The 26780-nt window shown below is 74.8% G+C and carries 1 protein-coding gene and 2 pseudogenes; all 3 read right to left on the reverse strand.

The window, feature by feature from the left end; translation table 11 throughout:
- Positions 1–126: 126 nt before the first annotated feature.
- Positions 127–6636 (reverse strand): annotated as a pseudogene (locus ACH4MY_RS37480) (type I polyketide synthase); the annotation flags it as partial.
- Positions 6637–6827: 191 nt separating this feature from the next.
- Positions 6828–12305, reverse strand: a pseudogene (locus ACH4MY_RS37485) (SDR family NAD(P)-dependent oxidoreductase); the annotation flags it as partial.
- 90 nt (positions 12306–12395) lie between these two features.
- Positions 12396–26627, reverse strand: coding sequence for a type I polyketide synthase (locus ACH4MY_RS37490; protein ID WP_398009243.1), 14232 nt, complete (start codon positions 26625–26627; stop codon positions 12396–12398).
- Positions 26628–26780: the final 153 nt, after the last annotated feature.

Here is a 26780-nt window from a genome sequence, read left to right on the forward strand (position 1 = left end):
GGGAGGGTTTCCCCGCGGGGTTATTGGTTTGGTATGTGTGGTCTTGGTTGTGTCTTGGGGGGGGGGGGGGGGGGGGGGGGGGCCGGGCGGGGGCACGCCGTCGGGACCCGGCCCGGACCACCGGCTTCACACGCCCGCCGTCACCGGTCCCGGTGCGGGCGGGAAGTGGCCCACCTCGACGAAGAAGTCGACGTACCGGGCGAAGAGTTCGGCGGTCAGGGGCGGGCAGTCGACGCCGGTGCCGGCGAGGGCGGCGAGGGTCTCGGAGGTGTCGATCGGCGGGTAGAAGCCGTCGGTGTCGGAGGTCATCATCTCGAAGGCGTGCAGCAGCGGACGCAGGGCGTTGCCGGCGCTCTCGGCGACCTTGTCGTGCCAGCCGCGGCTGTCCTGCTCCTCCAGCGCGTACCCGTGCGCCCGCAGGTGCCGCACGCACTGGTCCAGGCTGAGGGAGGACTGGTTGAACAGGTGGAACGTACGGCCGGTGGTGTCCTCGTCGCGGGAGAGGGTGGTGATGGCGGCGCTGACGTAGTCGACCGGCAGCAGGTGGAAGCGGCCCGTGGTGCCGGCGGGCACCGCCGCGGACTGGATGATGCCCTTGAGGCTGAGCCAGACGAAGTCCCGGGTCTGGCAGGCGCCGTTGCGTGTGTCGCCGGAGATCACGTCGACCCGGTAGACCGAGACGGGCAGCCCCCGTTCGCGGGCGGTGCCGATGAGCTGCTCGGCGACCCACTTGCTCTGCAGGTAGCCGCTGGGCAGCGCCTCGGCGGGGCCGGTCGGGTCGGTCACCTTCAGTGCGACGCCCTCCTCCCGTACGCCGTCGAAGACGCCGACGGTGGAGACGTAGTGGACGGGGACGGTGCGGTGACGGGCCGCCAGGCGCAGCACCTCCTGGGTGCCGCGGACGTTGGCGTCGCGCAGCGCCGTGTACGGGTGCAGCCAGTGGACCCTGGCGCCGTTGTGGTAGACGGCGTCGACGGTCCGTGCGAGGGCGTCGAAGTGCTCCTCGGTGAGTCCGAGCCGTTCCTCGGCCAGGTCGCCCAGGACGAGGCGGAGGCGGCTCTCGTCGACCTCGTCCCACAGCCGGTACCACTCCATGTTGGTCCGCAGCCGCTTCCTCGCCTCGTCCTGGTCGGCGCCGCGGACCAGGCAGTGGATCGTCGCCGTGGTGCTGCGCATCAGGTCGCGCAGCAGGAAGGCGCCGAGGAAGCCGGTGGCTCCGGTCAGCAGGACGTGGCGCGGCCGGGCGGCCGAGGTGAGGACCTCGGCTGCCGGGCGGATGTCGTCGGCCAGGCGTACCTCGGCGGTGAAGTCGACGGCGGGCGGGGCGGCGGTGTCCCGGCCGGTTCCGCCGGGGAGCTGTGCGCCGACGAAGGCGGCGAGGGCGGCGGGGGTGGGGTGGTCGAAGACGAGTGTCGCGGGGAGTCTGGTGCCGGCCAGGGCGCTGAGGCGGTTGCGGAGCTCCACGGAGGTCAGGGAGTCGAAGCCCAGCTTGGTCAGCGGCTGTCCGGGCTGGATGCCGGCCGTGTCGGGGTGGCCGAGTACGGCGGCGCCGAGGGTGAGTACCGCGTCCAGGACGGCCTGTTCGCGCTCGGGTCCCGCCAGGCCGGCGATCCTGTCGGCGAGCGAGCCGGTCGCGGCCTCGTCCTGGCCGGCGGCGTCGCGGCGGTCCGGGGCGGGGGCGAGTGCGGTGAGGACGGCGGGGACGCGGCCGGGCTGTTCGCGCAGGACGGCGATGTCCAGGGGGGTCGCCACGACGGCCGGCCGGCCCAGCGCGACGGCCCGGTCGAGCAGGGCGGGTCCCTGCCGCTGGGGGACGGGGCGGAAGCCGCTGCGGGCGATGCGTCCGAGGTCGGTCTCGCTGAGATGGCCGCTCATGCCGCCGGACTGTTCCCACAGCCCCCAGGCGACCGAGGTGGCGGGCAGGCCGTGCGCGTGCCGGTGCTGGGCGAGGGCGTCCAGGAACTGGTTGGCGGCGGCGTAGTTGGACTGGCCGGGTCCGCCGACGGCCGCGGCGATGGAGGAGAACAGGACGAAGGCGGTGAGCTTGTCGTCCCGGGTGAGGCGGTGCAGGTTCCAGGCGGCGTCGACCTTGGGCCGCAGGACGCCGTGGAGCCGCTCGGGGGTCAGGGCGGTGACGAGGCCGTCGTCCAGGACGCCGGCGGCGTGTACGACGCCGGTCAGCGGCAGGCCGGCGGGGATCGTGGCCAGGAGCTCGGCGAGCGCGGTGTGGTCGGCCGTGTCGCAGGCGGCGAGGGTGACCCGGGCGCCCAGCCCGGTCAGTTCGGCCGACAGCTCCTTCGCGCCGGCGGCGGCCGGGCCGCTGCGGCTGGTGAGCAGGAGGTGGCGCACCCCGTGCTCGGTGATCAGGTGGCGGGCGAAGAGGGCGCCGAGGCTGCCGGTGCCGCCGGTGATCAGGACCGTGCCGTCGGGGTTCCAGACCGGGGCGGTGCCGGGAGCGGGTGCGGTGGCCCGGGCCAGGCGGGGGACGTAGACCCCTGCGGCGCGCAGGGCGGCCTGGGGTTCGCCGGCGGCGGCGAGGGCGTTGAGCTGTCCTACGACGTGCCCCGCGCCGGCGGTGGTGGGAGCGGGGGCGGCCGAGGCGTCGGGGGCGGCCGGAGCGGGGGCGAGGAAGGCGTCGGGGTCGGCGTCGGGGTCCGTGTCGACCAGGACGATACGGCCGCTGTGTTCGGACTGGGCCGAGCGGAGCAGGCCCCAGACGGCCGCGCCGGCCAGGTCGGTGACGTCCTCGCCCTCGTCGGTGGCGACCGCGCCGGAGGTGGCCACCACCAGGCGGGTCCCCTCCAGGCGCTCGTCGGCCAGCCACTGGCGCAGCAGCGTGAGGACCTTCTCCGTGGTGGCGTGGACCGAGCCGGGCAGCGAGCCGGCCGGCTCCGGGCGGGTGCGCAGGACGACGAAGGGCACCTCCCGGCCGGCGGCGACGGCCGCGGCCACCTCGGCGGGGCTGGTGAAGTCGCCGTCGTCGCCGAGGGTCGCCGGGCGGGTCTCCCCCGCCGCCTCCACGCCCAGCGGCGTCCAGCCCATGTGGAACAGGGAGTCGTCGTGCCGGCGGACGGCCGTCGCGAACGCGCCGTCGTCCAGGGCGCGCACCGCCGCCCCGGCGACGAGGGCGACGGGCTGCCCGGACGGGTCGGCGAGTTCGACGCGCGCGCCGTCGTGGTGGGGGGTGATGCGGACCCGCAGCGAGGTGGCGCCGGTCGCGTAGAGCCGTACGCCGTTCCAGTGCCCGGCGAGCGGCGCGCCGTCCCCCACGGCGGGCAGCAGGGGCCGCAGGGCCGCGTCGAGGAGGGCGGGGTGCAGGGTGAAGCCCTCGGCGGCGCCGGCCGGTTCGGGCAGGGTGACCTCGGCGAGGAGTTCCTCGCCGCGGCGCCATGCGGTGGTGAGGCCCTGGAACGCCGGCCCGTAGGCGAGGCCCGCGTCGGAGAGTGCGGCGTAGAGGTCTTCGAGGGCGATCTCCGTGGCATCGGCGGGCGGCCAGGGGGCCGGTGTGAACGCGGGGCCCCGGGCGGTGACACTCAGGGTGCCGTGGGCGTGCCGGGTCCACGGGGCGTCGGGGTCGTCGGGGCGGCCGTGGACGGTGAGCGGGCGGCGTCCGGCGGTGTCGGGGGTGCCCACGGCGACCTGGAGCTGGTGGGTGGCGCCGGTGCCGAGGACGAGCGGGGTGTCCAGGACGAGTTCGTCCAGGGTGGTCGCCCCCGACTCGTCGCCGGCCCGGACGGCGAGTTCCACGAGCGCGGCGGGCGGCAGCACCGCGGAGCCGGCGACGGTGTGGTCGGCGAGCCAGGGGTGGGTGCGGGTGGAGAAGGTGCTGGTGAACACGGTCCGGTCGGTGTCGGCGAGGGCGACGGCGGCGCCGAGCAGGGGGTGGCCGGTCGGCCGCATGCCCAGGCCGGTGGCGTCGGGTGCGGCGGTGGCCGACTCCACCCAGTAGCGCTGGTGCTGGAAGGCGTACGTGGGCAGGGCGACGCGGTGGGCACCGGTGCCGGCGAAGAACCCGGCCCAGTCGACGAGGACGCCGTGCTGGTGGAGCCGGCCGAGCGCGGTGACGGCGGTGTCGGCCTCGGGCCGGCCGCGGCGCGTCAGGGCCACGGCGGAGGGGACGAGTTCGGCGGCGAGGGCGGACAGGACGCCGTCGGGGCCGAGTTCCAGGGTGGCGGTGACGCCCTGGGCGGTCATCGTCTTCACGGCGTCGTCGAAGCGGACGGTGCCGCGGACCTGGTCGGCCCAGTAGCCGGCCGTACGCAGGTCGGCGGGGGTGGCGACCTTGCCGGTGACCGTGGAGACCACGGCGATACGGGGAGCGGTGTAGGTGATGGTGGAGGCGACGGCCTTGAACTCGGCCAGCATCGGGTCCATGAGGGGTGAGTGGAAGGCGTGGCTGACCGTCAGGCGGCGGGTCCTGCCGCCCGATTCCTCGACCTTGCGGGCGACGTCGAGGACGGCCTTCTCCTCGCCGGAGACGACGAGAGAGCGGGGGCCGTTGACCGCGGCGATCGCGACCGGCCCTTCGAGGAGGGCGAGGACTTCGGCCTCGGTGGCCTCGACGGCGACCATCGCACCACCGCGCGGCAGGGCCTGCATCAGTTTCGCGCGGGCCGCCACCAGACGTACCGCGTCGGGAAGGGAGAACACCCCCGCCACATGCGCGGCGGCGAGTTCGCCGATCGAGTGGCCCGCGACGAAGTCCGGGCGTACGCCCCAGGACTCGACCAGGCGGAACGCCGCGACTTCGAACGCGAACAGCGCGGGCTGGGTCCGGCCCGTCTCGTCCAGGCCCTCGCCCGAGGCGATCACCTCGCGCAGAGAGCCCCCGAGGGCGGTGTCGAACAGGGCGCAGATCTCGTCGAAGGCGGCGGCGAAGACGGGGAAGGAGGCGTGGAGTTCCTGCGCCATCCCGGGGCGCTGGGCTCCCTGGCCGGTGAAGAGGAAGCCGGTACGGCCTCCGGTGCGTTCGCCGCGTACGAGGCCGGGGGCGGTGGTGCCGTCGGCCAGGGCCCGCAGGCCGGTGAGGAGTTCGCCGCGGTCCCGGCCCGTGATCACCGCACGCTGGTCGAGGGCGGCGCGTCCCGTCGCCAGGGAGAGACCGATGTCCAGCGGGGACAGGGCGGTGTCGGCCGCGACGTGGTCGTGGAGGCGGCGGGCCTGCGCGCGCAGGGCGTCGGGGGTCCGGGCCGATACCGGCCAGGCGATCACCGGAAGGGCGGCCGTCGGGGCCGGGGCGGGCTCCTGCGCGGGCGGCTGCTCGATGATCACGTGCGCGTTGGTGCCGCTGACGCCGAAGGCGGAGACGGCGGCCCGGCGGGCGCGTTCGGTGGCCGGCCAGGTGCGGGCCTCGGTGAGCAGCTCGACGGCTCCGGAGTCCCAGTCCGCCATCGGTGTGGGGGTGTTCACGTGCAGGGTGCGGGGCAGCACGCCGTGTTCCATGGCCTGGATCATCTTGATGACGCCGCCGACGCCGGCGGCGGCGACGGTGTGCCCGATGTTCGACTTCAGGGAGCCGAGGTAGAGGGGGCGGCCTTCGGGGCGGCCTTGGCCGTAGGTGGCGAGAAGGGCCTGGGCTTCGATGGGGTCGCCGAGGCGGGTGCCGGTGCCGTGGGCCTCGACGGCGTCGACGTCGGCGGGGCTCAGGCGGGCGTCGGCCAGGGCCTGGCGGATGACGCGTTCCTGGGAGGGGCCGTTGGGGGCGGTCAGGCCGTTGGAGGCGCCGTCCTGGTTGACGGCCGAGCCGCGGACGAGCGCGAGGACGCGGTGGCCGTTGCGGCGGGCGTCGGACAGCTTCTCCACCAGGAGCATGCCGACGCCCTCCGACCACGAGGTGCCGTCGGCGTCGGCGGAGAAGGACTTGATGCGGCCGTCGGGCGCCAGGCCGGACTGGCGGGAGAAGTCGACGAATCCGCCGGGGGTCGCGGTCACCGTGACACCGCCGGCCAGTGCCAGGTCGGACTCGCCGGAGCGCAGCGACTGGATCGCGAGGTGGAGGGCGACGAGCGAGGAGGAGCAGGCGGTGTCGACGGAGAGCGCGGGGCCTTCGAGTCCGAGGCTGTAGGCGACGCGTCCGGAGGCGACGCTGGAGAGCTTGCTGGTCAGGAGATAGCCCTCGAACTCCTCGGGCCCCTCCAGACCGAGATAGCTCTGCTCGATGATGCCCGCGAACACCCCGGTGCGGCTCCCGCGCAGGGTGTCGGGGTCGATGCCGGCCTGTTCGAAGGTCTCCCAGGCGGTCTCCAGGAGGAGGCGCTGCTGCGGGTCCATGGCGAGGGCCTCGCGCGGTGAGATCCCGAAGAAGCCGGCGTCGAAGAGGGCGGCGTCGTGGAGGAACCCGGCCCGGCGGGTGGAGGAGGTGCCGGCGTGGCCCGGGTCGGGGTCGTAGAGGCGTTCCAGGTCCCAGCCGCGGTCGGTGGGGAAGTCGGTGATGGCGTCGGTGCCTTCGGCGACGAGTCGCCACAGGTCCTCGGGTGAGGCCACGTCGCCGGGGAAGCGGCAGGCCATGCCGACGACGGCGATCGGCTCGGACTCGGCGGCCTCGAGCGCGGCGATCTTGCGGTTCGCCTTCTGCAGGTCGACCGTGACCCGCTTCAGGTACTCGACCAGCTTCTCTTCGTTCGACGGGTTGGACATCGGGTTCGTGCTCTCCTCGGGCGAAGGCTGAAGGGCGGGGGGCCGCTCGGGCGGAAGGGAGCCGGTCCGGCGCAAGGGGGGTCGCCGGACCGGCTCCGGTCCGGTCCGCCACCGGGGGCGGACCGGACACCTGGGGGCGGCCCGGACACCCCGGAGGGGGTGGGCCGGGCGCCTGGGTGTGGGCCGGGCGCCTAGGGGGTGGAGCTGCCGAGTTCGTTGTCGATGAAGCTGAGAAGCTCGTCGACGGAGGCCGATTCGATGGCGTCGGACTCCTGGGACGTGCCGGTGCCGGGTGCGGCGGCCGGGCCGTCGGGGCCCTCGATGCGGGACAGCAGGGCCCGCAGGCGGGCGGAGACGGCGGAGTGGTCCTGGCCGTCGTGGGGGACGGCGGCCAGGGTGCGTTCCATCCGGTCCAGTTCGTCCAGGAGTTCCTGGCGTGCGTCGGGTGCCCGCGGGGCGAGACGCTCTCGCAGGAACGCGACGAGGGCCGCCGGGGTGGGGTGGTCGAAGACGAGGGTGGCGGGGAGCTTGACGCCCGTGGCGGTGCCGATCCGGTTGCGCAGGTCGACCGCGGTCAGGGAGTCGAAGCCCAGGTCCTGGAAGGCGCGTTCCGGGGCGATGGACTCGGCGTCGCCGCGGCCCAGGACCGCGGCGACGTCGGTACGGACCAGGGTCAGGAGGAACTGTTCCTGCTCGACCTCGCTCAGTTCGCCCAGGCGTGCGGCGAGGCCGGCCGCCGGGTCGGCCGTCTGCTCGAGGTGCCCGGAGCGGGCGACGCGGCGGCCCCCCGGCAGGGCGGCGACCTCGCTCAGGAGCGCGGGGATGCGGGCCTGGGCGCGTACGGCGGAGACGCCCACCGGGGTCGCGACGAGCGCGGCCCGGCCGCCGGCGGTGGCCCGGTCGAACAGGGAGAGGCCTTCGACGCGGGCGAGGGGGCGGAACCCGTCGCGGGCGAAGCGGTTGAGGTCGCTCTCGGACAGGTGGGCGTTGATGCCGCCGAGCTGCCACAGGCCCCAGGCGAGGGAGGTCGCGGGCAGGCCGTGGGCGCGGCGGTGGGCGGCGAGGGCGTCCAGGAAGGCGTTGGCGGCGGCGTAGTTGGCCTGGCCGGGGCCGCCGAGGACGCCCACGGTGGAGGAGAACGTCACGAACGCCTCCAGGTCCAGGTGGCGGGTCAGCTCGTGCAGGTGCCAGGCGGCGTCCGCCTTGGGCCGCAGCACGCCGGTGAGCCTGTCGTCGGTGAGTGCGGGGAGCAGGGCGTTGTCGAGGACGCCGGCGGTGTGCACGACGGCGGTCAGCGGGTGCTCCGCCGGGATGCCCGCCAGGACCCGGGCGAGTGCGTCGCGGTCGGCGGCGTCGCAGGCGGCGACGGTGACGTGGGCGCCGATGCCCCGCAGGTCGTCCAGGAGCCCGGCGGCGCCGTCGGCGTGTTCCCCGGTGCGGGAGAGCAGCAGGAGGCGGGTGGCGCCGTGTTCGGCGACGAGGTGGCGGGCGAACTCGGCGCCGAGGGTGCCGGTGCCGCCGGTGACCAGGACGGTGCCGTGCTTCCAGACCGGGGCCCGGCCGGCGGGCGGGTCGGTGACGGGGACGCGGCGCAGGCGGGGCAGGAGGGTGGTGCCGTCGCGCAGGGCGGCCTGGGGTTCGCCGGCGGCGAGGAGGGGGGTGAGGGCCGCCGTGCCGATGCCGGCACCGCTGCCGGTACTGATGCCGGTGCCGATGCTGGTGTCGATGCCGATGCTGGTGTCGATGCTGGTGTCGGTGTCGATGAGGACGATCCGGTCCGGGGCTTCGGACTGGGCCGCGCGGAGCAGGCCCCAGACGGCGGCGCCCGGCAGGTCGGTGACGTCCTCCCGGTCGCCGGTGGCGACCGCGCCCGAGGTGACCACGACGAGCCTGGTCCCTTCGAGCCGCTCGTCGGCCAGCCACTCCCCTGCCAGCGCGAGGGCCTTCCGGGTGGCCGTGTGGGTGGCTGCGGCCTGGTCGGCGCCGGGCGTGGTGGGGGTCCAGGGCAGCAGGACGGCGTCGAGGCGGGTGCCGGAGGCGAGGGCTTCGGCGACGGCGGCGGGGTGCGGGTAGCGGCGCGCGCCGCCGCCGTTCTGACCGCCGCTGGTGTCCGGGGCTCCGGTGGTGTCCGGGTCGAGGACGGCCCAGGTGAGGGGTTCGGCGGGCTCCGGCAGTGCGGTGGGCGTCCAGTCGAGGTGGAAGAGCGATTCGCGTCCCGTGCTGTCGCCGCCGACGGCCGCCCTGAACTGTTCGTTGGGTATGTCGCGGAAGACGATGGACTCCACCGAGACGACCAGGTCGCCGGCCGCGTCGGCCAGCTGGAGCGAGAAGGAGCCCTCGTCGATCTGGGTGACCCGTGCCTTGACGGCGGTCGCGCCGGTGGCGTGGAGCCGTACGCCGTACCAGTCGGCGGGGACGGGGACCGTACCGGCGGCCGGGTCCTCGGGGCGGGTGGGCAGGGCCGCCTGCAGCAGGGCCGGGTGCAGGCCGTAGCGTCCGGCGTCGCTCTGCAGGCCCTCGGGGAGCTGGATCTCCGTGGTCCGGCCGGTCGCGGTGTCGTCCCAGGTGAGGGAGGCGGCGACCTCGGGCTCCTCGGTGAGGTACCAGCCCTCGGCGTGCATGGTCCACGGCGCGTCGAAGTCGTCGGGCCGGGAGTACAGGCACAGGCAGTGCCGTCCGGTGTCGTCGGGGGTGCCGGCCCTGACCTGGAGCTGGATGGTGCCCTCTTCGGGGAGGACCAGCGGCACCTGGAGGTTGAGTTCGTCGAGTGCCGGGTGGCCGATCAGGTCGCCCGCGTGGATGGCGAGTTCGACCAGGGCGGATGCGGGCAGGACGGGTGAGCCGAGGACGACGTGGTCGGCGAGCCAGGGGTGGCTGTCCAGGGAGAGACGGCTGGTGAACAGGATCTGGTTGAAGCCGGCCACGGTGATGGGCGAGCCGAGGACGGGGTGGCCGGTGGCGGCGCTGTCGTGGGTCTCGGGGGCGGGGCGGGATTCGAGCCAGTAGCGGCGGCGCTGGAAGGCGTAGGTGGGCAGCGGTGTCCGACGGGCGCCGGTCCCCTCGTACAGGGCCTGCCAGTTGACCGGCACACCGCGGGTGTGGAGCGTGGCGACCGCGGAGAGGAGCGTCGCGGCCTCGTCGCGGCCGCGGCGCAGCGCCGGGACGGCGCCGTCGGCGAGGGCGGAGAGGATGCCGTCGGGGCCGATCTCCAGGTACGAGGTGACGCCCTCGGCGATCATCGTGTCGACGGCGTCGTCGAAGCGGACGGTGCCGCGGACCTGGTCGGCCCAGTAGCCGGCCGTCCGCAGGTCGGCGGCGGTGGCGACCTTGCCGGTGACCGTGGAGACCACGGCGATACGGGGAGCCTCGTAGGTGATGGTGGAGGCGACGGCCTTGAAGGCGTCGAGCATCGGGTCCATGAGCGGTGAGTGGAAGGCGTGGCTGACCGTCAGGCGGCGGGTCCTGCCGCCCGACTCCCCCACTTTGCGGGCGACGTCAAGGACGGCCTGCTCCTCGCCGGAGACGACGACGGAGCGGGGGCCGTTGACCGCGGCGATCGCGACCGGCCCTTCGAGGAGGGCGGCGACCTCGGCCTCGGTGGCCTCGACGGCGACCATCGCACCACCGCGCGGCAGAGCCTGCATCAGTTTCGCGCGGGCCGCCACCAGCCGTACCGCGTCCTCAAGGGAGAACACCCCCGCCACATGCGCGGCCGCGAGTTCGCCGATCGAATGGCCGGCCACGAAGTCCGGGCGCACACCCCAGGACTCGACCAGGCGGAAGAGGGCGACCTCGACGGCGAACAGCGCGGGCTGGGTCCAGCCCGTCTCGTCCAGGCCCTCCCCCGAGGCGATCACCTCGCGCAGTGAACCGCCCAGCGCGGCGTCCAGGAGGGTCGACACCTCGTCGAAGGCGTTCGCGAAGACGGGGAAGGAGGCGTGCAGCTCCTGCGCCATGCCCGCCCGCTGGGCGCCCTGGCCGGTGAACAGGAAGCCCGTACGGCCGGTGGTGCGCTCGCCGCTCACCAGGCCGGGGGCCGTGCCTCCTTCCGCCAGTGCCCGTACCGCGGCGAGGAGTTCCCCGCGGTCGCGGCCGGTGACCACCGCGCGGTGGTCCAGCGCCGCCCGGCCCGTCGCCAGGGAGAAGCCGACGTCCAGGGGGGAGACGTCGAGGTCGGCGGTGAGGCGGGCGTTGAGGCGGCGCGCCTGGTCGCGCAGGGCGGTGGCCGTCTTGCCGGAGATGATCCACGGCATGACCGGCAGGGCGGCGGCCGGCCGGGGCCACTCGGTGGGTTCCCCGGCCGCGGGGGGTTCCTCGATGACGACGTGGGCGTTGGTGCCGCCGAAGCCGAAGGAGGAGACGGCCGCGCGGCGCGGGGCGCCGGTGTCGGGCCAGGGCCTGGCCTCGTTGAGGAGGCAGACGGCGCCGGTGTCCCATTCGACGTGGGTGGTCGGCTGATCGCTGTGCAGGGTGCGAGGCATCACGCCGTGCTCCATGGCCTGGATCATCTTGATGACGCCGCCGACTCCTGCGGCGGCCTGGGCGTGGGCGATGTTCGACTTCAGGGAGCCGAGGTAGAGGGGGCGGCCTTCGGGCCGGCCTTGGCCGTAGGTGGCCAGGAGTGCCTGGGCCTCGATGGGGTCGCCGAGGCGGGTGCCGGTGCCGTGGGCCTCGACGACGTCGATGTCGGCGGGGCTCAGGCCGGCACTGGCGAGGGCCTGGCGGATGACGCGTTCCTGGGCGGGGCCGTTGGGGGCGGTCAGGCCGTTGGAGGCGCCGTCCTGGTTGACGGCCGAGCCGCGCATGACCGCCAGGACGCGGTGGCCGTTGCGGCGGGCGTCGGACAGCTTCTCCACGAGCAGGAGGCCGACGCCCTCGGCCCAGCCGGTGCCGTCGGCGGCCGCGGAGAAGGACTTGCTGCGGCCGTCGGCGGCCAGGCCGCGCAGCCGGGAGAACTCCACGAAGGCGACCGGTGTCGACATCACGGTGACGCCGCCCGCCAGGGCGAGGTCGCACTCGCCGCGGCGCAGGGCGTTGGCCGCGAGGTGGAGGGCGACCAGGGAGGAGGAGCAGGCGGTGTCGACGGTGACGGCCGGGCCTTCGAGACCGTAGGTGTAGGCGACGCGGCCCGAGGCGATGGAGCCCGCGCTGCCGCTGAAGAGGTAGCCCTCGAAGTCTTCCGGGGGCAGGTGGGGGCGTGAGCCGTAGTCGTTGTACATGACGCCGGCGAACACGCCGGTCCGGGTGCCCTTGAGGGAGACCGGGTCGATGCCGGCGCGTTCGAAGGTCTCCCAGGCGGTCTCCAGGAGGAGGCGCTGCTGCGGGTCGGCCGCCAGGGCCTCGCGCGGGGACATGCCGAACAGTTCGGGGTCGAAGAGGTCGGCGTCGTAGAGGAATCCGCCTTCGCGGGAGTAGGAGGTGCCGGTCTTCTCCGGGTCGGGGTCGTAGAGGCGCTCCAGGTCCCAGCCGCGGTCGGTGGGGAAGAAGGAGACGGCGTCGACGCCGTCGGCGACCAGTTGCCACAGGTCCTCGGGCGAGGCGACGCCTCCGGGGTAGCGGCAGGCCATGGAGACGATGGCGATCGGCTCCTGTTCCTTGTCCTCGACCTCGCGCAGACGCTTGCGTGCGTCCCGGGCGTCGGCGATGGCCCTCTTGAGGTATTCGCGGAGTTGTACCTCGTCAGCCACGTGTTCTCAGCTCCCGTGTGGTGGTGTGTCCGATGGCCGTGTGCGCGCCGTGTGCGGCGCGTGCCCCGGGGGTCATTCGAGTTCGTCCAGGAGCGCGAAGAGTTCCTCGTCGCTCGCGGTTTCGAGGTCCTGCTCGTCCTGCTCGTCCTGGGGGTGGGCGGGGTCGCCGGTGCCTTCGGCCGCCTTGAGGAGTTCCTTGAGGCGTGCGGTGATCAGGTTGCGGGTGTCCTGGTCCGGTGCGGCGGCGATGGCCGTCTCCAGGCCGGCGAGGGGGGTGAGGACCGGTTCGGCGGGCGAGGTGTCCTCGACGGCGAGTTCGCCCAGGAGGTGGGTGGCGAGGGCCTGCGGCGAGGGGTGGTCGAAGACGAGGGTGGTCGGCAGGCGCAGTCCGGTGGCCCGGCCGAGCTGGTTGCGCAGTTCGACGGCGGTCAGGGAGTCGAAGCCGAGTTCCTGCAAGGCCCGGTCGGCCTCGATACGGCTGGGGTCCGCGTGTCCGAGGACGCCGGCGACCTGGGCGCGGACGAGGTCGGTGAGGGCGCGTTCGCGTTCGGCGGGGCCGAGGGAGGCGAGCCGTTGGGCCAGCGGGACCTGTTCGGGGGCCGCGCTGCTCGCGGCGGTGGTGGTGCGGCGTCGGGCCGGGCCGGCGAGGGTGCGCAGGACGGGCGGCAGGTCCTCGCCGTGCAGGGCGGTGGTGTCGAGGCGGGTGACGGCCAGGACGGGCTCGCCGGTGGCGGGGGCCGCGTCGAAGAGGGCCATCGCCTCCTGGGTGGCCAGGGGCTTCAGGCCGACGCGGGCCAGGCGGCGCAGGTCGGTCTCCTCCAGTCCGCCGGAGAGGGTGCTGGCCTGGGCCCACAGGCCCCAGGCCAGGGAGAGTCCGGGCAGGTGGTGGGCGCGGCGGTGGGCGGCGAGGGCGTCCAGGAAGGTGTTGCCGGCGGCGTAGTTGGCCTGGCCGGCGGTGCCGATGAGGCCGGCGACGGAGGAGTAGAGGACGAAGGCGTCCAGGTCGAGGTCGCGGGTGAGTTCGTGGAGGTTCCAGGCAGCGTCGATCTTGGGGCGCAGGACGGTGTCGAGCTGGTCGGGGGTGAGGCGGGCGGCGACGCCGTCGTCGAGGACGCCGGCGGTGTGGACGACGGCGGTCAGCGGGTGTTCGGCGGGGACGGTGGCCAGGACGTGGGCCAGGGAGTCGCGGTCGGTGACGTCGCAGGCGACGGTGTCGGTGTGGGCGCCGAGTGCGTGGAGTGCGGTGGCCAGTTCGGCGGCGCCGGGGGCCTGGGGGCCGCGGCGGCTGAGGAGGAGGAGCCGGCGGGCGCCGTGTTCGGTGACGAGGTGGCGGGCGAGGACGGCGCCGAGGGCGCCGGTCGCGCCGGTGACCAGGACGGTGCCTCGGTCCCACCGGGGGGCCGCCGGGGTTTCGGCGGGCGGGGTGGTGCGGGTGAGGCGGGGGACGGTGAGGGTGTCGCCGCGGACGGCGATCTGGGCCTCGCCGCTGGCGACGGCGAGGTCGAGGAGCCGGTCCTCGGCGGGCGTAAGGCCCCCGGTGGTGGCCTCGGCGGTGGTGGTGTCGCCGGCGGTGACGGCCGCCGTGGTGGTGGTGTCCCCGGTCGTGCCGGCCGCGATGACGGCCGCCGTGGCGGTGGTGGCTGTGGTGGTCGTGGGGTCGAGGTCGACCAGGACGATCCGGCCGGGGTTCTCGGTCTGTGCCGACCTGAGCAGGCCCCAGACTCCGGCGTGGGCCAGGTCGGTGACGTCCTCGGGGCCTGCGGCGACGGCGCCCCGGGTGGTGACGACGAGCCGGGTCCGGGCGAGCCGGTCGTCGGCGAGCCAGTCCTGCACGGTGTCGAGGACCCGGCGTACGGCGGTACGGGCTTGTTCGGGCAGGGTGGTGCCGGGGGCGGCGGGAGTGCCGGGGGCGGGGCCGGTCGCCTGCAGGAGCAGGACGGCGGGTGCCGCGGCGCCCGCGTCGAGTGCGGCGCCGAGGGCGCGGACGCATCCCCGGCCCTCGCCGTCGGCGAGCGGGGCCCAGCCGGTGCGGGCCGGGGCCGCGTCGGTGGTGGCCAGGGGTGTCCAGGTCACACCGAACAGGCCGTCGCGGGCGGCGGTGCCCGCGTCCCGGAGGGCCTGCGCCGACAGGGGGCGCAGCAGAAGCGATTCGGCGGTGGCGACGGCGGCGCCCGCGCCGTCGGCGACGGTGAGGCCGACGCGCAGCGAGTCGTCGCCGGACCGGTCCAGGGAGAGCCGTACCCGAAGGACGGTCGCCCCGGTGGCGTACAGGCTCACCCGGGACCAGGAGAACGGCAGCCAGGAGGTGCCTTCGGGCTCGGCGACGCCGGGGAGCAGCGGGTGCAGGGCGGCGTCCAGGAGGGCGGGGTGGAGGCCGAAGCGGGCGGCGTCGGTGCGGTGTTCCTCTCCCAGGACGACTTCGGCGAAGAGTTCGTCCGGTGTCTTCCACAGGCGGGTGAGGCCCTGGAAGGCGTTCTCGTAGCCGTATCCGGTGTCGGCGAGCCGGTCGTACACGCCGTCGAGGTCGACCTGCGTGGCGCCGGCGGGGGGCCAGACCAGGAGTGGCTCGGGGGTGGCGGCGGCAGTGGTGGTGAGGCGTCCTTCGGCGTGCAGGGTCCAGGGCTGTGCGGTGTCGTCCTGGTCGGGCCGGGCGTAGACGGCGAGGGGACGGCCGCCGGTCGTGTCGGGTTCGCCGACGACGAGCTGGAGCTGGAGGGCGCCGCGTTCGGGCAGGACCAGTGGTGCGGCCAGGGTCAGTTCGTCGACGAGGTCGCAGTGGACCTGTTCGGCGGCGCGGAAGGCCAGGTCGAGCAGGGCGGTGGCGGGCAGCAGGACGGTGCCGGCGACCGTGTGGCCCTCCAGCCAGGGGTGGGTGCGGCGTGAGACCCGGCCGGTCAGGAGGTAGCTGTCGCGGTCCGCGACCCGGACGGCGGCGCCGAGCAGGGGGTGGCCGACGGCGTCGAGGCCGAAGCCTTCGGCGTCGCCGGGGGTGGCGGTGCCCTCCAGCCAGTAGCGGCCCTGGTCGAAGGAGTAGGCGGGCAGGTCGGCCCGGCGGGCGGAGGGGAAGTAGGTCTGCCAGTGGGGGCGGGCGCCGCGCAGGATCGCGCCGGTGAGGGCGGCGGCGACGGTGTCGGTCTCGGGCCTGCCCGAGCGCAGCAGCGGGGCGAGGAAGCCGGCCTCGCGGGTCAGGCATTCCTGGGCCATGGCGGTCAGGACGCCGTCGGGGCCCATCTCCAGGTATTCGGTGACGCCGAGGTCTTCGAGGTGGCGGACGCCGTCGTGGAAGCGGACCGCCTCGCGGATGTGGGTGACCCAGTAGTCGGGCGAGGTGAGCTGTTCGGTGGTGGCGAGGACTCCGGTGACGTTGGAGACGACGGGGATACGGGGCGGGTGGTAGGTCAGGCACTCGGCGACGGTGCGGAACTCCTCGAGGACCTCGTCCATGTGCGGGGAGTGGAAGGCGTGGCTGACCGGGAGGCGTTTGGTCTTGCGGCCGCGGGTGCGCCACAGGGTGCTGATCTCCTCGACGAGGTCCTGGTCGCCGGAGATGACGGTGGCGCGGGGGCCGTTGATGCCGGCGACGGCGACGTCTTCGTAGTCGGCGAGCGTGGACCGTACCTCGTCCTCGGAGGCCTGCAGGGCGGCCATCGCGCCGCCTTCGCGGGCCGCCTGCATGAGCCGGCCGCGTTCGGCGACCAGGGCGCAGGCGTCGGCGAGGCCCAGGACGCCGGCCAGGTGGGCGGCGGTGACTTCGCCAATGGAGTGGCCCAGGAGGTAGTCGGGGGTGATGCCGTGGTGTTCGGCGAGGCGGAAGAGGGCGACCTCGGTGGCGAAGAGGGCGGCCTGGGTGAAGGCGGTCTGGTCGATCAGCGCGGAATCGGCGGAGCCTTCGGGGGCGAACAGGACGTCCTTGACGGGCCGGAACAGTTCGGTGTCCAGGTGCCTGCACACCTCGTCCAGGGCGCGGCGGAAGACGGGTGACGTCTCGTACAGTTCGCGTCCCATGCCCAGGCGCTGGCTGCCCTGTCCGGTGAGGAGGAACGCCGTCTTGCCGCGGCGGCCGGTGGTGGCGCGGACGACCGAGGGGGTGGGCCGGTCGGCGGCGAGGCCGGCGAGGCCTTCGAGGAGGGTGGTGCGGTCGGTGCCCAGGACGGCGGCGCGGTGTTCCAGGGTGGCGCGGGTGGTGGCCAGGGTGAGGCCGACGTCGCCCGCGGTGAGTTCGGGGTGGTCGGTGAGGTGGCGGTGGAGGCGGTCGGCCTGGCGGCGCAGGGCGGTCTCGTCCTTCGCGGTCAGGATCCAGGGCAGGGTGACGGCGCCGGTCTCGGGGGGCGGGGTGTGCGGGGCGGCCGGTGCGGGGGTGTCGGCGGCCAGTTCGAGGACGACGTGGGCGTTGGTGCCGCTGATGCCGAAGGAGGAGACGGCGGCGCGGGCGGGGCGGCCGGTGGCGGGCCACGGGGTCGTCTCGGTGAGCAGTTCCACCGCGCCGGACTCCCAGTCGATGTGGGGGGAGGGGTTCTCGGCGTGGAGGGTCTTGGGCAGGGTGTTGTGGCGCATGGCCTGGATCATCTTGATGACGCCGCCGACTCCTGCGGCGGCCTGGGCGTGCCCGATGTTCGACTTCAGGGAGCCGAGGTAGAGGGGGCGGCCTTCGGGGCGGCCTTGGCCGTAGGTGGCCAGGAGGGCCTGGGCCTCGATGGGGTCGCCGAGGCTGGTGCCGGTGCCGTGGGCCTCGACGGCGTCGATGTCGGCGGGGGTCAGGCCGGCGGCGGCGAGGGCCTGGCGGATGACGCGTTCCTGGGCGGGGCCGTTGGGGGCGGTCAGGCCGTTGGAGGCGCCGTCCTGGTTGACGGCGGAGCCGCGCATGACCGCCAGGACGCGGTGGCCGTTGCGGCGGGCGTCGGAGAGTTTCTCCACGAGCAGGAGGCCGACGCCCTCGGCCCAGCCGGTGCCGGAGGCGTCGGCGGAGAAGGAGCGGCAGCGGCCGTCGGTGGACAGGCCGCGCTGCCGGGAGAACTCCACGAAGGTGTTGGGGCCGGACATCACGGTGACGCCGCCGGCGAGGGCGAGGTCGCACTCGCCCTGGCGCAGGGCGCTCGCCGCGAGGTGGAGGGCGACCAGGGAGGAGGAGCAGGCGGTGTCGACGGTGACGGCCGGGCCTTCGAGGCCGTAGGTGTAGGCGAGGCGGCCGGAGACGACGCTGGAGAGGTTTCCGGCGAGGAGGAAGCCTTCGAACTCCTCGGGGCTCTTGGGCAGGCGTGAGGCGTAGTCGTCGTACATGGCTCCGGTGAAGACGCCGGTGCCGGTGCCGCGCAGGGCGGCCGGGTCGATGCCGGCGCTTTCGAAGGTCTCCCAGGCGGTCTCCAGGAGGAGGCGCTGCTGGGGGTCGGTGGCGGTGGCCTCGCGCGGGGACATTCCGAAGAACGCCGGGTCGAAGCGGTCGGCGTCGTGGAGGAATCCGCCGTGGCGGGTGTAGGAGGTGCCGGTCTTGTCGGGGTCGGGGTGGTAGAGGGCGTCGAGGTCCCAGCCGCGGTTGTCGGGGAACTCGCTGATGGCGTCGGTGCCTTCGGCGACGAGCCGCCACAGGTCCTCGGGTGAGGAGACGCCGCCGGGGAAGCGGCAGGCCATGCCGATGATGGCGATGGGTTCGTCGGCGGGCGCGGCGGGCCTGCGGGCGGGCGGGGTGGCGGTGGCGGGTCCGCTGCCGGCGGCCTGCTGGTGGAGGTGGGCGGCGAGGGCGGCGGGTGAGGGGTGGTCGAAGACGGCGGTGGCGGGCATCCGCAGTCCGGTGGCGGTGTTGAGGCGGTTGCGGAGCTCGACGGCGGCCAGGGAGTCGAAGCCGATGTCCTTGAAGGCGCGTTCGGGGTCGATGTCTTCGGGGCTGGTGTGGCCCAGGACGGCGGCGACGACGGAGCGGACGAGTTCGGCGGCGGCGGCGCGGCTGTCCTCCTCGGAGAGGGAGGCGATGCGGTGGGCCCAAGCGGTGGAGCCGCCGGCTGTCCGGGTGGTCGCGCCGTGGGCGGCGCGGGGGGTGGGGCGGGGGCGGATCAGGCCGCGCAGCAGGGCGGGCGGGTTGCCGTCGGTGGCGGTACGCAGCCGGGCCAGGTCGAGCAGGGCCGGTACGGCCAGGGCGTCGGAGCCGGTGAGGGCGGCGTCGAAGAGGGCGAGGCCGGTGTCGGGGTCGAGCGGGTTGATCCCGGCCCTGTTCCAGCGGGCCAGGTCGGCCTCGCCGAGCTGGGCGCCCATGCCGTGGCTGGAGTCCCACAGGCCCCAGGCCAGTGAGGTCGCGGCCCGGCCCTGGGCGTGGCGGTGGGCGGCGAGGGCGTCGAGGTAGGTGTTGGCGGCGGCGTAGTTGGCCTGGCCTGCGGTGCCGGTGATGCCGGAGACGGAGGAGAACAGGACGAAGGCGGCCAGGTCCAGGTGGCGGGTCTGTTCGTGCAGGTTCCAGGCGGCGTCGACCTTGGGCCGCAGGACGCTGTGGAGCCGGTGGGGGGTGAGTGAGGCGACGGTGGCGTCGTCGAGGACTCCGGCGGTGTGCACGATCGCGGTGAGCGGGTGCGCGGGGTCGACGGCCGCGAGGAGGGCGGTGACGGCGGCCGGGTCGGCGGCGTCGGCGGCGAGGGTGGTCACCCGGGCGCCGAGTGCGGTGAGTTCGGCGGCGAGGCGGTCGGCTCCGGGGGTGTCGGGTCCGCGCCGGCTGGTGAGCAGCAGGTGGCGGGCGCCGTGTCCGGTGACGAGGTGGCGGGCGAGGAGTCCGCCGAGGCCGCCGGTGCCGCCGGTGATCAGGACGGTGCCCCGGGGGTCGAGGCGGGGCGTCCGGGCGGGGGCGGGGGCGCGGTCGTGGGTGAGGCGCGGGACGTGCAGGCGGGTGCCGCGCAGGGCGAGCTGGGGTTCGCCGGTGGCCAGGGCGGCGGGCAGCTGTTCCTCCGCTTCGGGGGTGCCGTCGAGGTCCAGGATGACGATCCGGTCGGGGTGTTCGCTCTGGGCGGCGCGCAGCAGGCCCCAGACGGGGGCGGCGGCCAGGCCCTCGACGGCCTCGCCGGGTGTGGTGGCGACGGCGCGGGTGGTGGCGAACGCGAGGCGGGTGCCGTCGAAGCGTTCGTCGGTGAGCCAGCGCTGGGTGAGGTCGAGGGCGCGGGCGGCGTTGTCGTGGGCGGCGGCGGGGGTGGGAGGGCCGTCCGCGTCGACGCGGACGAGGAGGACGTCGGCGCCGGTGTCCCGCGGGCCGGGAAGAGCGTCGGCGCCGGTGGCGGCGCCGGTGCCGACGGGGTCGGTGGGGGCGGTGGTCGTTGTGGTGCCGGGGCCTGTGGTGGTGGGGAGTTCGGTGATGGTCGGGGTGGGGCCGCCGGTGGGGGTGAGGGGGGTCCAGGCGACGGTGAACAGGCCGTCGGTCCTCGCCGCGGGGGCGAGCCGGTCCTTGGCGACGGGCCGCAGTGTCAGCGACTCGACGGTGGCCACGGGGGCGCCGGTGGCGTCGGCGAGGTGCAGGGCGAAGGTGTCGGTGCCGGTGCGCTCGATGCGGACGCGCAGGGTGGTGGCGCCGACGGCGTGGAGGGTGATCCCGCTCCAGGCGAACGGCAGCCTGATGGTGTCCGGGTCGGCCCCGTCGGCGGCGTCGAGGACGACCGGGTGGAGGACGGCGTCCAGGAGCGCGGGGTGGATGCCGTAGCCCGCGGCGGCCTCGTGCTGGTCGGCGGGGAGGGTGACGTCGGCCCAGGTGGTGCCGTCGGCGCCGCGCCACAGGGCGCTCAGTCCCTGGAAGACGGGGCCGTACTCGTATCCGAGGCCGGTGAGCCGCTCGTAGGTGTCGGTCCGCGGGACCGGTTCGGCGTGCCGCGGCGGCCAGGTGGCCAGGTCCTCGAAGACGGGGCCGGCGGCCGGGTCGGGGACGGCGGCGAGGGCGCCGGAGACGTGCCGGGTCCAGGCGGCCGGTTCGGCGTGCTCGTCGGTCTCGGGCCGGGAGTGGACGGCGAGGGTACGGGTCCCGGTGGCGTCGGGGGCGGAGACGGTGACCTGGACGCGGACGGCCCCCTGCTCCGGGAGGGCGAGCGGGGCTTCCAGGGTGAGTTCGGCGAGGTGCTCGGCGCCGGCCGTGCGGCCCGCGGCGGTGGCGAGTTCGATGAACGCGGTGGCGGGCACGAGGACGGTGCCGTGGATGCGGTGGTCGGCGAGCCAGGGGTGGTCGTGCAGCGTCAGCCTGCTGGTCAGGACGAGGCCCTCGCCGTCGGCGAGGTCGACGGCGGTGGACAGCAGGGGGTGGCCGGCCGGGTCGAGTCCGAGGCCGCGGGCGTCGGTGCGGGCCTCGGGCCGCAGCCAGTAGTGGGCGCGCCGGAAGGCGTAGGTGGGCAGTTCGGTGCGCGCGGCGCCGGGGAAGAAGGACGCCAGGTCCAGCGGGGCGCCGAGGGTGTGGGCGCGGGCGAGTCCGGCGGTGAGGGTGGCGGCCTGGGGGCGGCCGGGGCGCTGGAGGGCGAGCGCCTGGGAGGTGTCGGACCGGAACGAGCCGGCGGCCATCGCGGTGAGGACGGCGTCGGGGCCGATCTCGACGAAGACGGTGACGCCCTCGTCCTCCAGGGTGCGGGTGGCGTCGAGGAACCGTACGGCCTGGCGGATCTGGCGTACCCAGTAGTCGGGGGTGCGCAGGTCCTCGCCGGTGGCGGGCAGGCCGGTGAGGGTGGAGACGACCTGGAGGAGCGGCGGGTGGTAGGTCAGGCCCTCGGCGACGGTGCGGAACTCGTCGAGGATCGTGTCCATGTGCGGGGAGTGGAAGGCGTGGCTGACCGTCAGGCGGCGGGTCTTGCGGCCGCGTTCGCGCCACAGTGCGGCGAGTGTGTCGGCGGCGTCGGCGTCGCCGGAGACGACGACGGCCTCGGGGCCGTTGACGGCGGCGACGGCGAGCCGGCCGGCGTAGGGGGCGAGGGTTTCGGTGACCTCGTCCTCGGTGGCCTGGACGGCGAGCATCGCGCCGCCGGGGACGGCGGCCTGCATCAGCCGGCCGCGGGCGGCGACCAGGGCGGCGGCGTCCTCCAGGGAGAGGACTCCGGCGACATGGGCGGCGGCGAGTTCGCCGATGGAGTGTCCGGCGACGGCGTCGGGGGTGAGGCCGTGGGCCGTGAGGGTGCGGTGGAGGGCGACTTCGAGGGCGAACAGGGCGGGCTGGGTGGCCCGGGTCTCGTGCAGGAGGGCGGTGCCGGTGCCTTCGCTCGCGCTCTCGGTGCCGGTGCCGGTGCTGGTGCCGTCGCTCTTGGTGCCGGCGCCGGTGCCGTCGCTCTCGGTGCCGGTGCCGGTGCCGGTGCCGGTGCCGTCGCTCTTGGTGCCGGCGCCGGTGCCGTCGTCGCCGTCCGGCTCCTCGAACATCACCTCGCGCAGCGGGCGGCCGAGGTCGAGGTGCGGGTCGAGGGCGGCGCACACCTCGTCCAGGGCGGCGGCGAACGCCGGGTGGGAGTCGTACAGTTCGCGGCCCATGCCGGGGTACTGGGCGCCCTGGCCGGTGAAGAGGAACGCGGTGCGGCCCGCGCGGGCGGCGGAGCCGGTGACCAGCTGCGGGGCGTCGGCGTCGCGGCGCAGCGCGTCGAGGCCGGCGAGGAGCTCGTCCGCCGTGCTGCCGGTGACGACGGCCCGCTCGGAGCGGGTGGCGCGGGTGGTGGCGAGGGAGAACCCGATGTCGGCGAGGTCGGCGGCGCCGAGCTCGCGCGTACCGCTCTCCAGGCGGGAGTGGAGCGCTTCGGCCTGCGCGCTCAGGCCGGCGCGGTCGGGGGCGGAGAGGGCCCACAGGGTGGGCGCGCCGGTCCCGGTCGCGGGGGCGGTCCCGGTGGCAGGGGTGGTCCCGGTGGCGGGGGCGGTTCCGGTGGCGGGGGTGGTTCCGGTGGTCTCGGGGCGGGGCGGCTGTTCGTCCTCGGCCTGTTCGACGATGACGTGGGCGTTGGTGCCGCTGATGCCGAAGGAGGAGACGGCGGCCCGGCGGGCGCGTTCGGTGTCGGGCCAGTCGCGTGTCTCGGTGAGCAGTTCCAGGCCGCCGGCCGTCCAGTCGACGTGCGGGGTGGGTTCGCTGACGTGCAGGGTGCGCGGGAGGACGCCGTGGCGGATCGCCTGGACCATCTTGATGACGCCGCCGACGCCGGCGGCGGCCTGGGCGTGGCCGATGTTCGACTTGAGCGATCCCAGGTAGACCGGGGTCCGCTCGCCGCGGCCGTGGCCGTAGGTGGCGAGGATCGCGGCGGCTTCGATGGGGTCGCCGAGGCGGGTGCCGGTGCCGTGGGCCTCGACGGCGTCGACGTCGGCGGGGCTCAGGCGGGCGTCGGCCAGGGCCTGGCGGATGACGCGTTCCTGGGAGGGGCCGTTGGGGGCGGTCAGGCCGTTGGAGGCGCCGTCCTGGTTGACGGCGGTGCCGCGGATGACGGCGAGGACCTGGTGGCCGTTGCGGCGGGCGTCGGAGAGCTTCTCGACCAGGAGGAGGCCGACGCCCTCGGCCCAGGAGGTGCCGTCGGCGTCGGCGGAGAAGGACTTGCTGCGGCCGTTCGCGGCCAGTCCGCGCTGCCGGGAGAATTCCACGAACATGCCGGGGGCGGACATGACCGTCGCGCCGCCCGCCAGGGCGAGGGTCGTCTCGCCCTGGCGCAGCGAGCGGACGGCCATGTGCAGGGCGACGAGTGAGGAGGAGCAGGCGGTGTCGATGGTGAGGGCGGGGCCGACGAGGCCGAGCTGGTAGGCGATGCGGCCGGACATGACGCTGCTGGTGGAGCCGGTCAGCAGGTGGCCCTCGACGCTCTTGGGGGCGTCGTGCAGGCGGGGGCCGTAGTCGAGGGCGGTGGCTCCGACGAAGACGCCGGTGCGGCTGCCCTTGAGGGTGTCGGGGTCGATGCCGGCGCGTTCGACGGCCTCCCAGGCGGTTTCGAGGAGGAGGCGCTGCTGGGGGTCCATGGCGAGGGCCTCGCGGGGGGAGATCCCGAAGAAGCCGGCGTCGAAGAGGGCGGCGTCGTGGAGGAAGCCTCCCTCGCGTACGGAGCTCTTTCCGGAGCGCTCGGGGTCCCGGTCGTACAGGTCGGTGTCCCAGCCGCGGTCGGCGGGGAAGCCGGAGACGGCGTCGGTGCCGTCGGCGACGAGCCGCCACAGGTCCTCGGGCGAGGTGACGCCGCCGGGGTAGCGGCAGGCCATGGAGACGATGGCGATGGGCTCGTCGTCCTGGAGCGGTGTGAGGGGCCGGTGGTCGTCGGTGGCGGCCGCGCCGGTGAGTTCGGCCTCGATGTGGGCGGCGAGCGCGGTGGGGGTGGGGTGGTCGAAGAGGAGGCCGCCGGGCAGGCGCAGTCCGGTGGCGGTGGCGAGCAGGTCGCGGAGTTCGACGGCCATCAGGGAGTCGAAGCCGAGGTCCTTGAAGGAGCGGCGGGCCTCCACGCGGCGGCCCTTGTCGTAGGCGAGGACGGCGGCGATGTGGGTGGCCGTCAGGTCGGTGACGGTGCGGGTCCGTTCGGCCGGGGTCATCGCGGCGAGCCGGGCGCCGAGTTCGCCGCGGGGCACCGGGGCCGGGGCGGGTGTGTGCGGGGCGAGGGCCGGCAGGGCGGGGGCCGGGGCCTTGCCGGCGGAGCCGGGTTCGAGCCAGTGGCGGCTGCGCTGGAAGGCGTAGGTGGGCAGCGGTGTCCGGCGGGCGCCGGTCCCCTCGTACAGGGCCTGCCAGTTGACGGCGGCACCGCGGGTGAAGAGGGTGGCGAGGGCGGAGAGCAGGGTGAGGGTCTCGTCGCGGCCGCGGCGCAGCGCGGGGACGGCGCCGTCGGTGAGGGCGGAGAGGATGCCGTCGGGGCCGATCTCCAGGTACGAGGTGACGCCCTGGGCGGTCATCGTGTCGACGGCGTCGTCGAAGCGGACGGTGCCGCGGACCTGGTCGGCCCAGTAGCCGGCCGTACGCAGGTCGGCGGCGGTGGCGACCTTGCCGGTGACCGTGGAGACCACGGCGATACGGGGAGCCTCGTAGGTGATGGTGGAGGCGACGGCCTTGAACTCGGCCAGCATCGGGTCCATCAGGGGTGAGTGGAAGGCGTGGCTGACCGTAAGCCGGCGTATGCGTCCGCCCGACTCCTCGACCTTGCGTGCCACGTCGAGGACGGCCCTCTCCTCGCCGGAGACGACGACGGAGCGGGGGCCGTTGACCGCGGCGATCGCGACCCGGCCGTCGAGGAGGGCGAGGACTTCGGTCTCCGTCGCCTCGACGGCGACCATCGCACCACCGCGCGGCAGAGCCTGCATCAGACCGGCCCGGGCCGCCACCAGCCGTACCGCGTCCTCAAGGGAGAACACCCCCGCCACATGCGCGGCGGCCAGTTCGCCGATCGAGTGGCCCGCGACGAAGTCCGGGCGTACGCCCCAGGACTCGACGAGGCGGAAGAGGGCGACCTCGACGGCGAACAGCGCGGGCTGGGTCCAGCCCGTCTCGTCCAGGCCCTCCCCCGAGACGATCACCTCGCGCAGAGAGCCCCCCAGGGCCGTGTCGAACAGGGCGCAGATCTCGTCGAAGGCGGCGGCGAAGACGGGGAAGGAGGCGTGCAGCTCCTGCGCCATCCCGGCGCGCTGGGCTCCCTGGCCGGTGAAGAGGAAGCCGGTACGGCCGTCCTGGACGTGTCCGGTGATCACGCCGGTGCCGGATGTGCCCTCGATGAGGGAGTCGAGGCCGGCGAGGAACGTTTCCGCACCGCCCGCACCGCCCGCGCTGTCCGCGCTGTCCGCGCTGTCCGCGCTGTCCGCGCTGTCCGCGAGGATGACGGCGCGTGCGTCGAAGGTGGTGCGGGTGGTCAGGAGGGACCAGCCGATGTCGGCGGCGGCCGCCTCGCTCGCGCCGGCGAAGGCGCGCAGCTTCCCGGCCTGGGCGCGCAGCGCGTCGGCGTCGCGGCCGGAGAGGATCCAGGGCAGTACGGTCCGGGCGTTCCCGGCGGGCGTGTTCCCGGCCGGGGCATCCACGGCGGGCGCGTCCACGGCCGGGGCCTGATCGGTGGCCGGGGCGTGCCCGGTGGCCGGGGCCTGGGTGAGGACGACGTGGCAGTTGGTGCCGCCCATGCCGAAGGAGGAGACGCCCGCGACCAGGGTGCGGTCGGGGTGCGGCCAGGGGGTGAGTTCGCGCGGTACGGACAGGCCGAGGGCGTCGAGGTCGATGGCCGGGTTGGGGGTCTCGAAGTTGAGGCTCGCGGGGATTTCGCGGTGGGTGAGGCTGAGCAGGGCCTTGAGGAGGCCGACCATACCGGCGGCGCCTTCCAGGTGCCCGACGTTGGTCTTGGCCGAGCCGACGATCAGGGGGTCGCCCGGGGCGCGGTGGGAGCCGAGGACGTCGCCGAGTGCGGCGGCTTCGATGGGGTCGCCGACGGGGGTGCCGGTGCCGTGGAGCTCGACGTACTGAACATCGGTGGGGCTGATTCCGGCCTTTTCGTAGGCCTCGCGCAGGACCTGGCGCTGGGCTTCGCGGCTGGGCACGGTCAGTCCGGGGGTGGCGCCGTCGTTGTTGACGGCGCTGGCGCGGATGACGCCGTAGATGCGGTCGCCGTCGGCCTGGGCGCGGGCGAGGGGCTTGAGGATGACGGCGCCGCCGCCCTCGCCGCGGACGAATCCGTTGGCGCGGGCGTCGAAGGTGTAGGCGGTGCCGTCGGGTGAGAGGCCGCCGAACCGTTCCTCGGTGACGGCGCTCTCGCCCAGGATGTTGAGGTTGATGCCGGCGGCGATCGCGGTGGTGGACTCCCCCGAGCGCAGTGACTCGCAGGCCAGGTGGACGGCGACGAGGGAGGAGGACTGGGCGGCGTCGACGGTGAGGCTCGGTCCGCGCAGACCCAGGTGGTAGGAGACGCGGTTGGCGATGACGCCGCGGTTGAGGCCGGTCATGGAGTGCTGGGTGATGACCTGTTCGCCGTACTGTCCGGCGAGGCTGGTGTAGTCGTCGCGCAGGGTGCCGACGAACACGGCGGTGCGGGAGTCGCGCAGGCGGGCGGGGAGGGTTCCGGCGTCCTCCAGGGCCTCCCAGGCCAGTTCGAGGACGAGCCGCTGCTGGGGGTCCATTGCGGCGGCCTCGCGGGGTGAGATCGCGAAGAAGCCGGCGTCGAAATCGGCGATGCCGTCGATGAATCCGCCGCGTCGCACGCCCGGTCCGGAGGGTGGTTCGGCGGTGTTCCAGCGTCCGGGCGGTGCGTCGGTGATGGCGTCGGTGCCGCTGCGCAGCATCTGCCAGAAGTCGGCCGGGCCGAGGGCCATGGGAAGCCGGCAGGCCATGCCGATGACGGCGACGGCCCCCTCGTCGCCTCGCGGCGAACGGCTCTCCACAGAATTGCGATTAGTCGTCATGGCGCTCGACTGCCCTTTCCTGACTGATATCGAAAGCTGCGTGAGTATCCCGGATATGGCACCCCGCATTGTTGACCTTAAGACCGGTCGCCCTGTTTCTTCTCAACACCCGCTCATGCACGGGTAACCGCAGGGTTCGACGATGTGGTGGGC

This window comes from Streptomyces sp. NPDC017246, from assembly GCF_044331325.1.
Lineage (GTDB): Bacteria > Actinomycetota > Actinomycetes > Streptomycetales > Streptomycetaceae > Streptomyces.

Coding starts and splice junctions, on each gene's coding strand:
- ACH4MY_RS37490 (WP_398009243.1), bottom strand. CDS start 26,627: ATGACGACTAATCGCAATTCTGTGGAGAGCCGTTCGCCGCGAGGCGAC.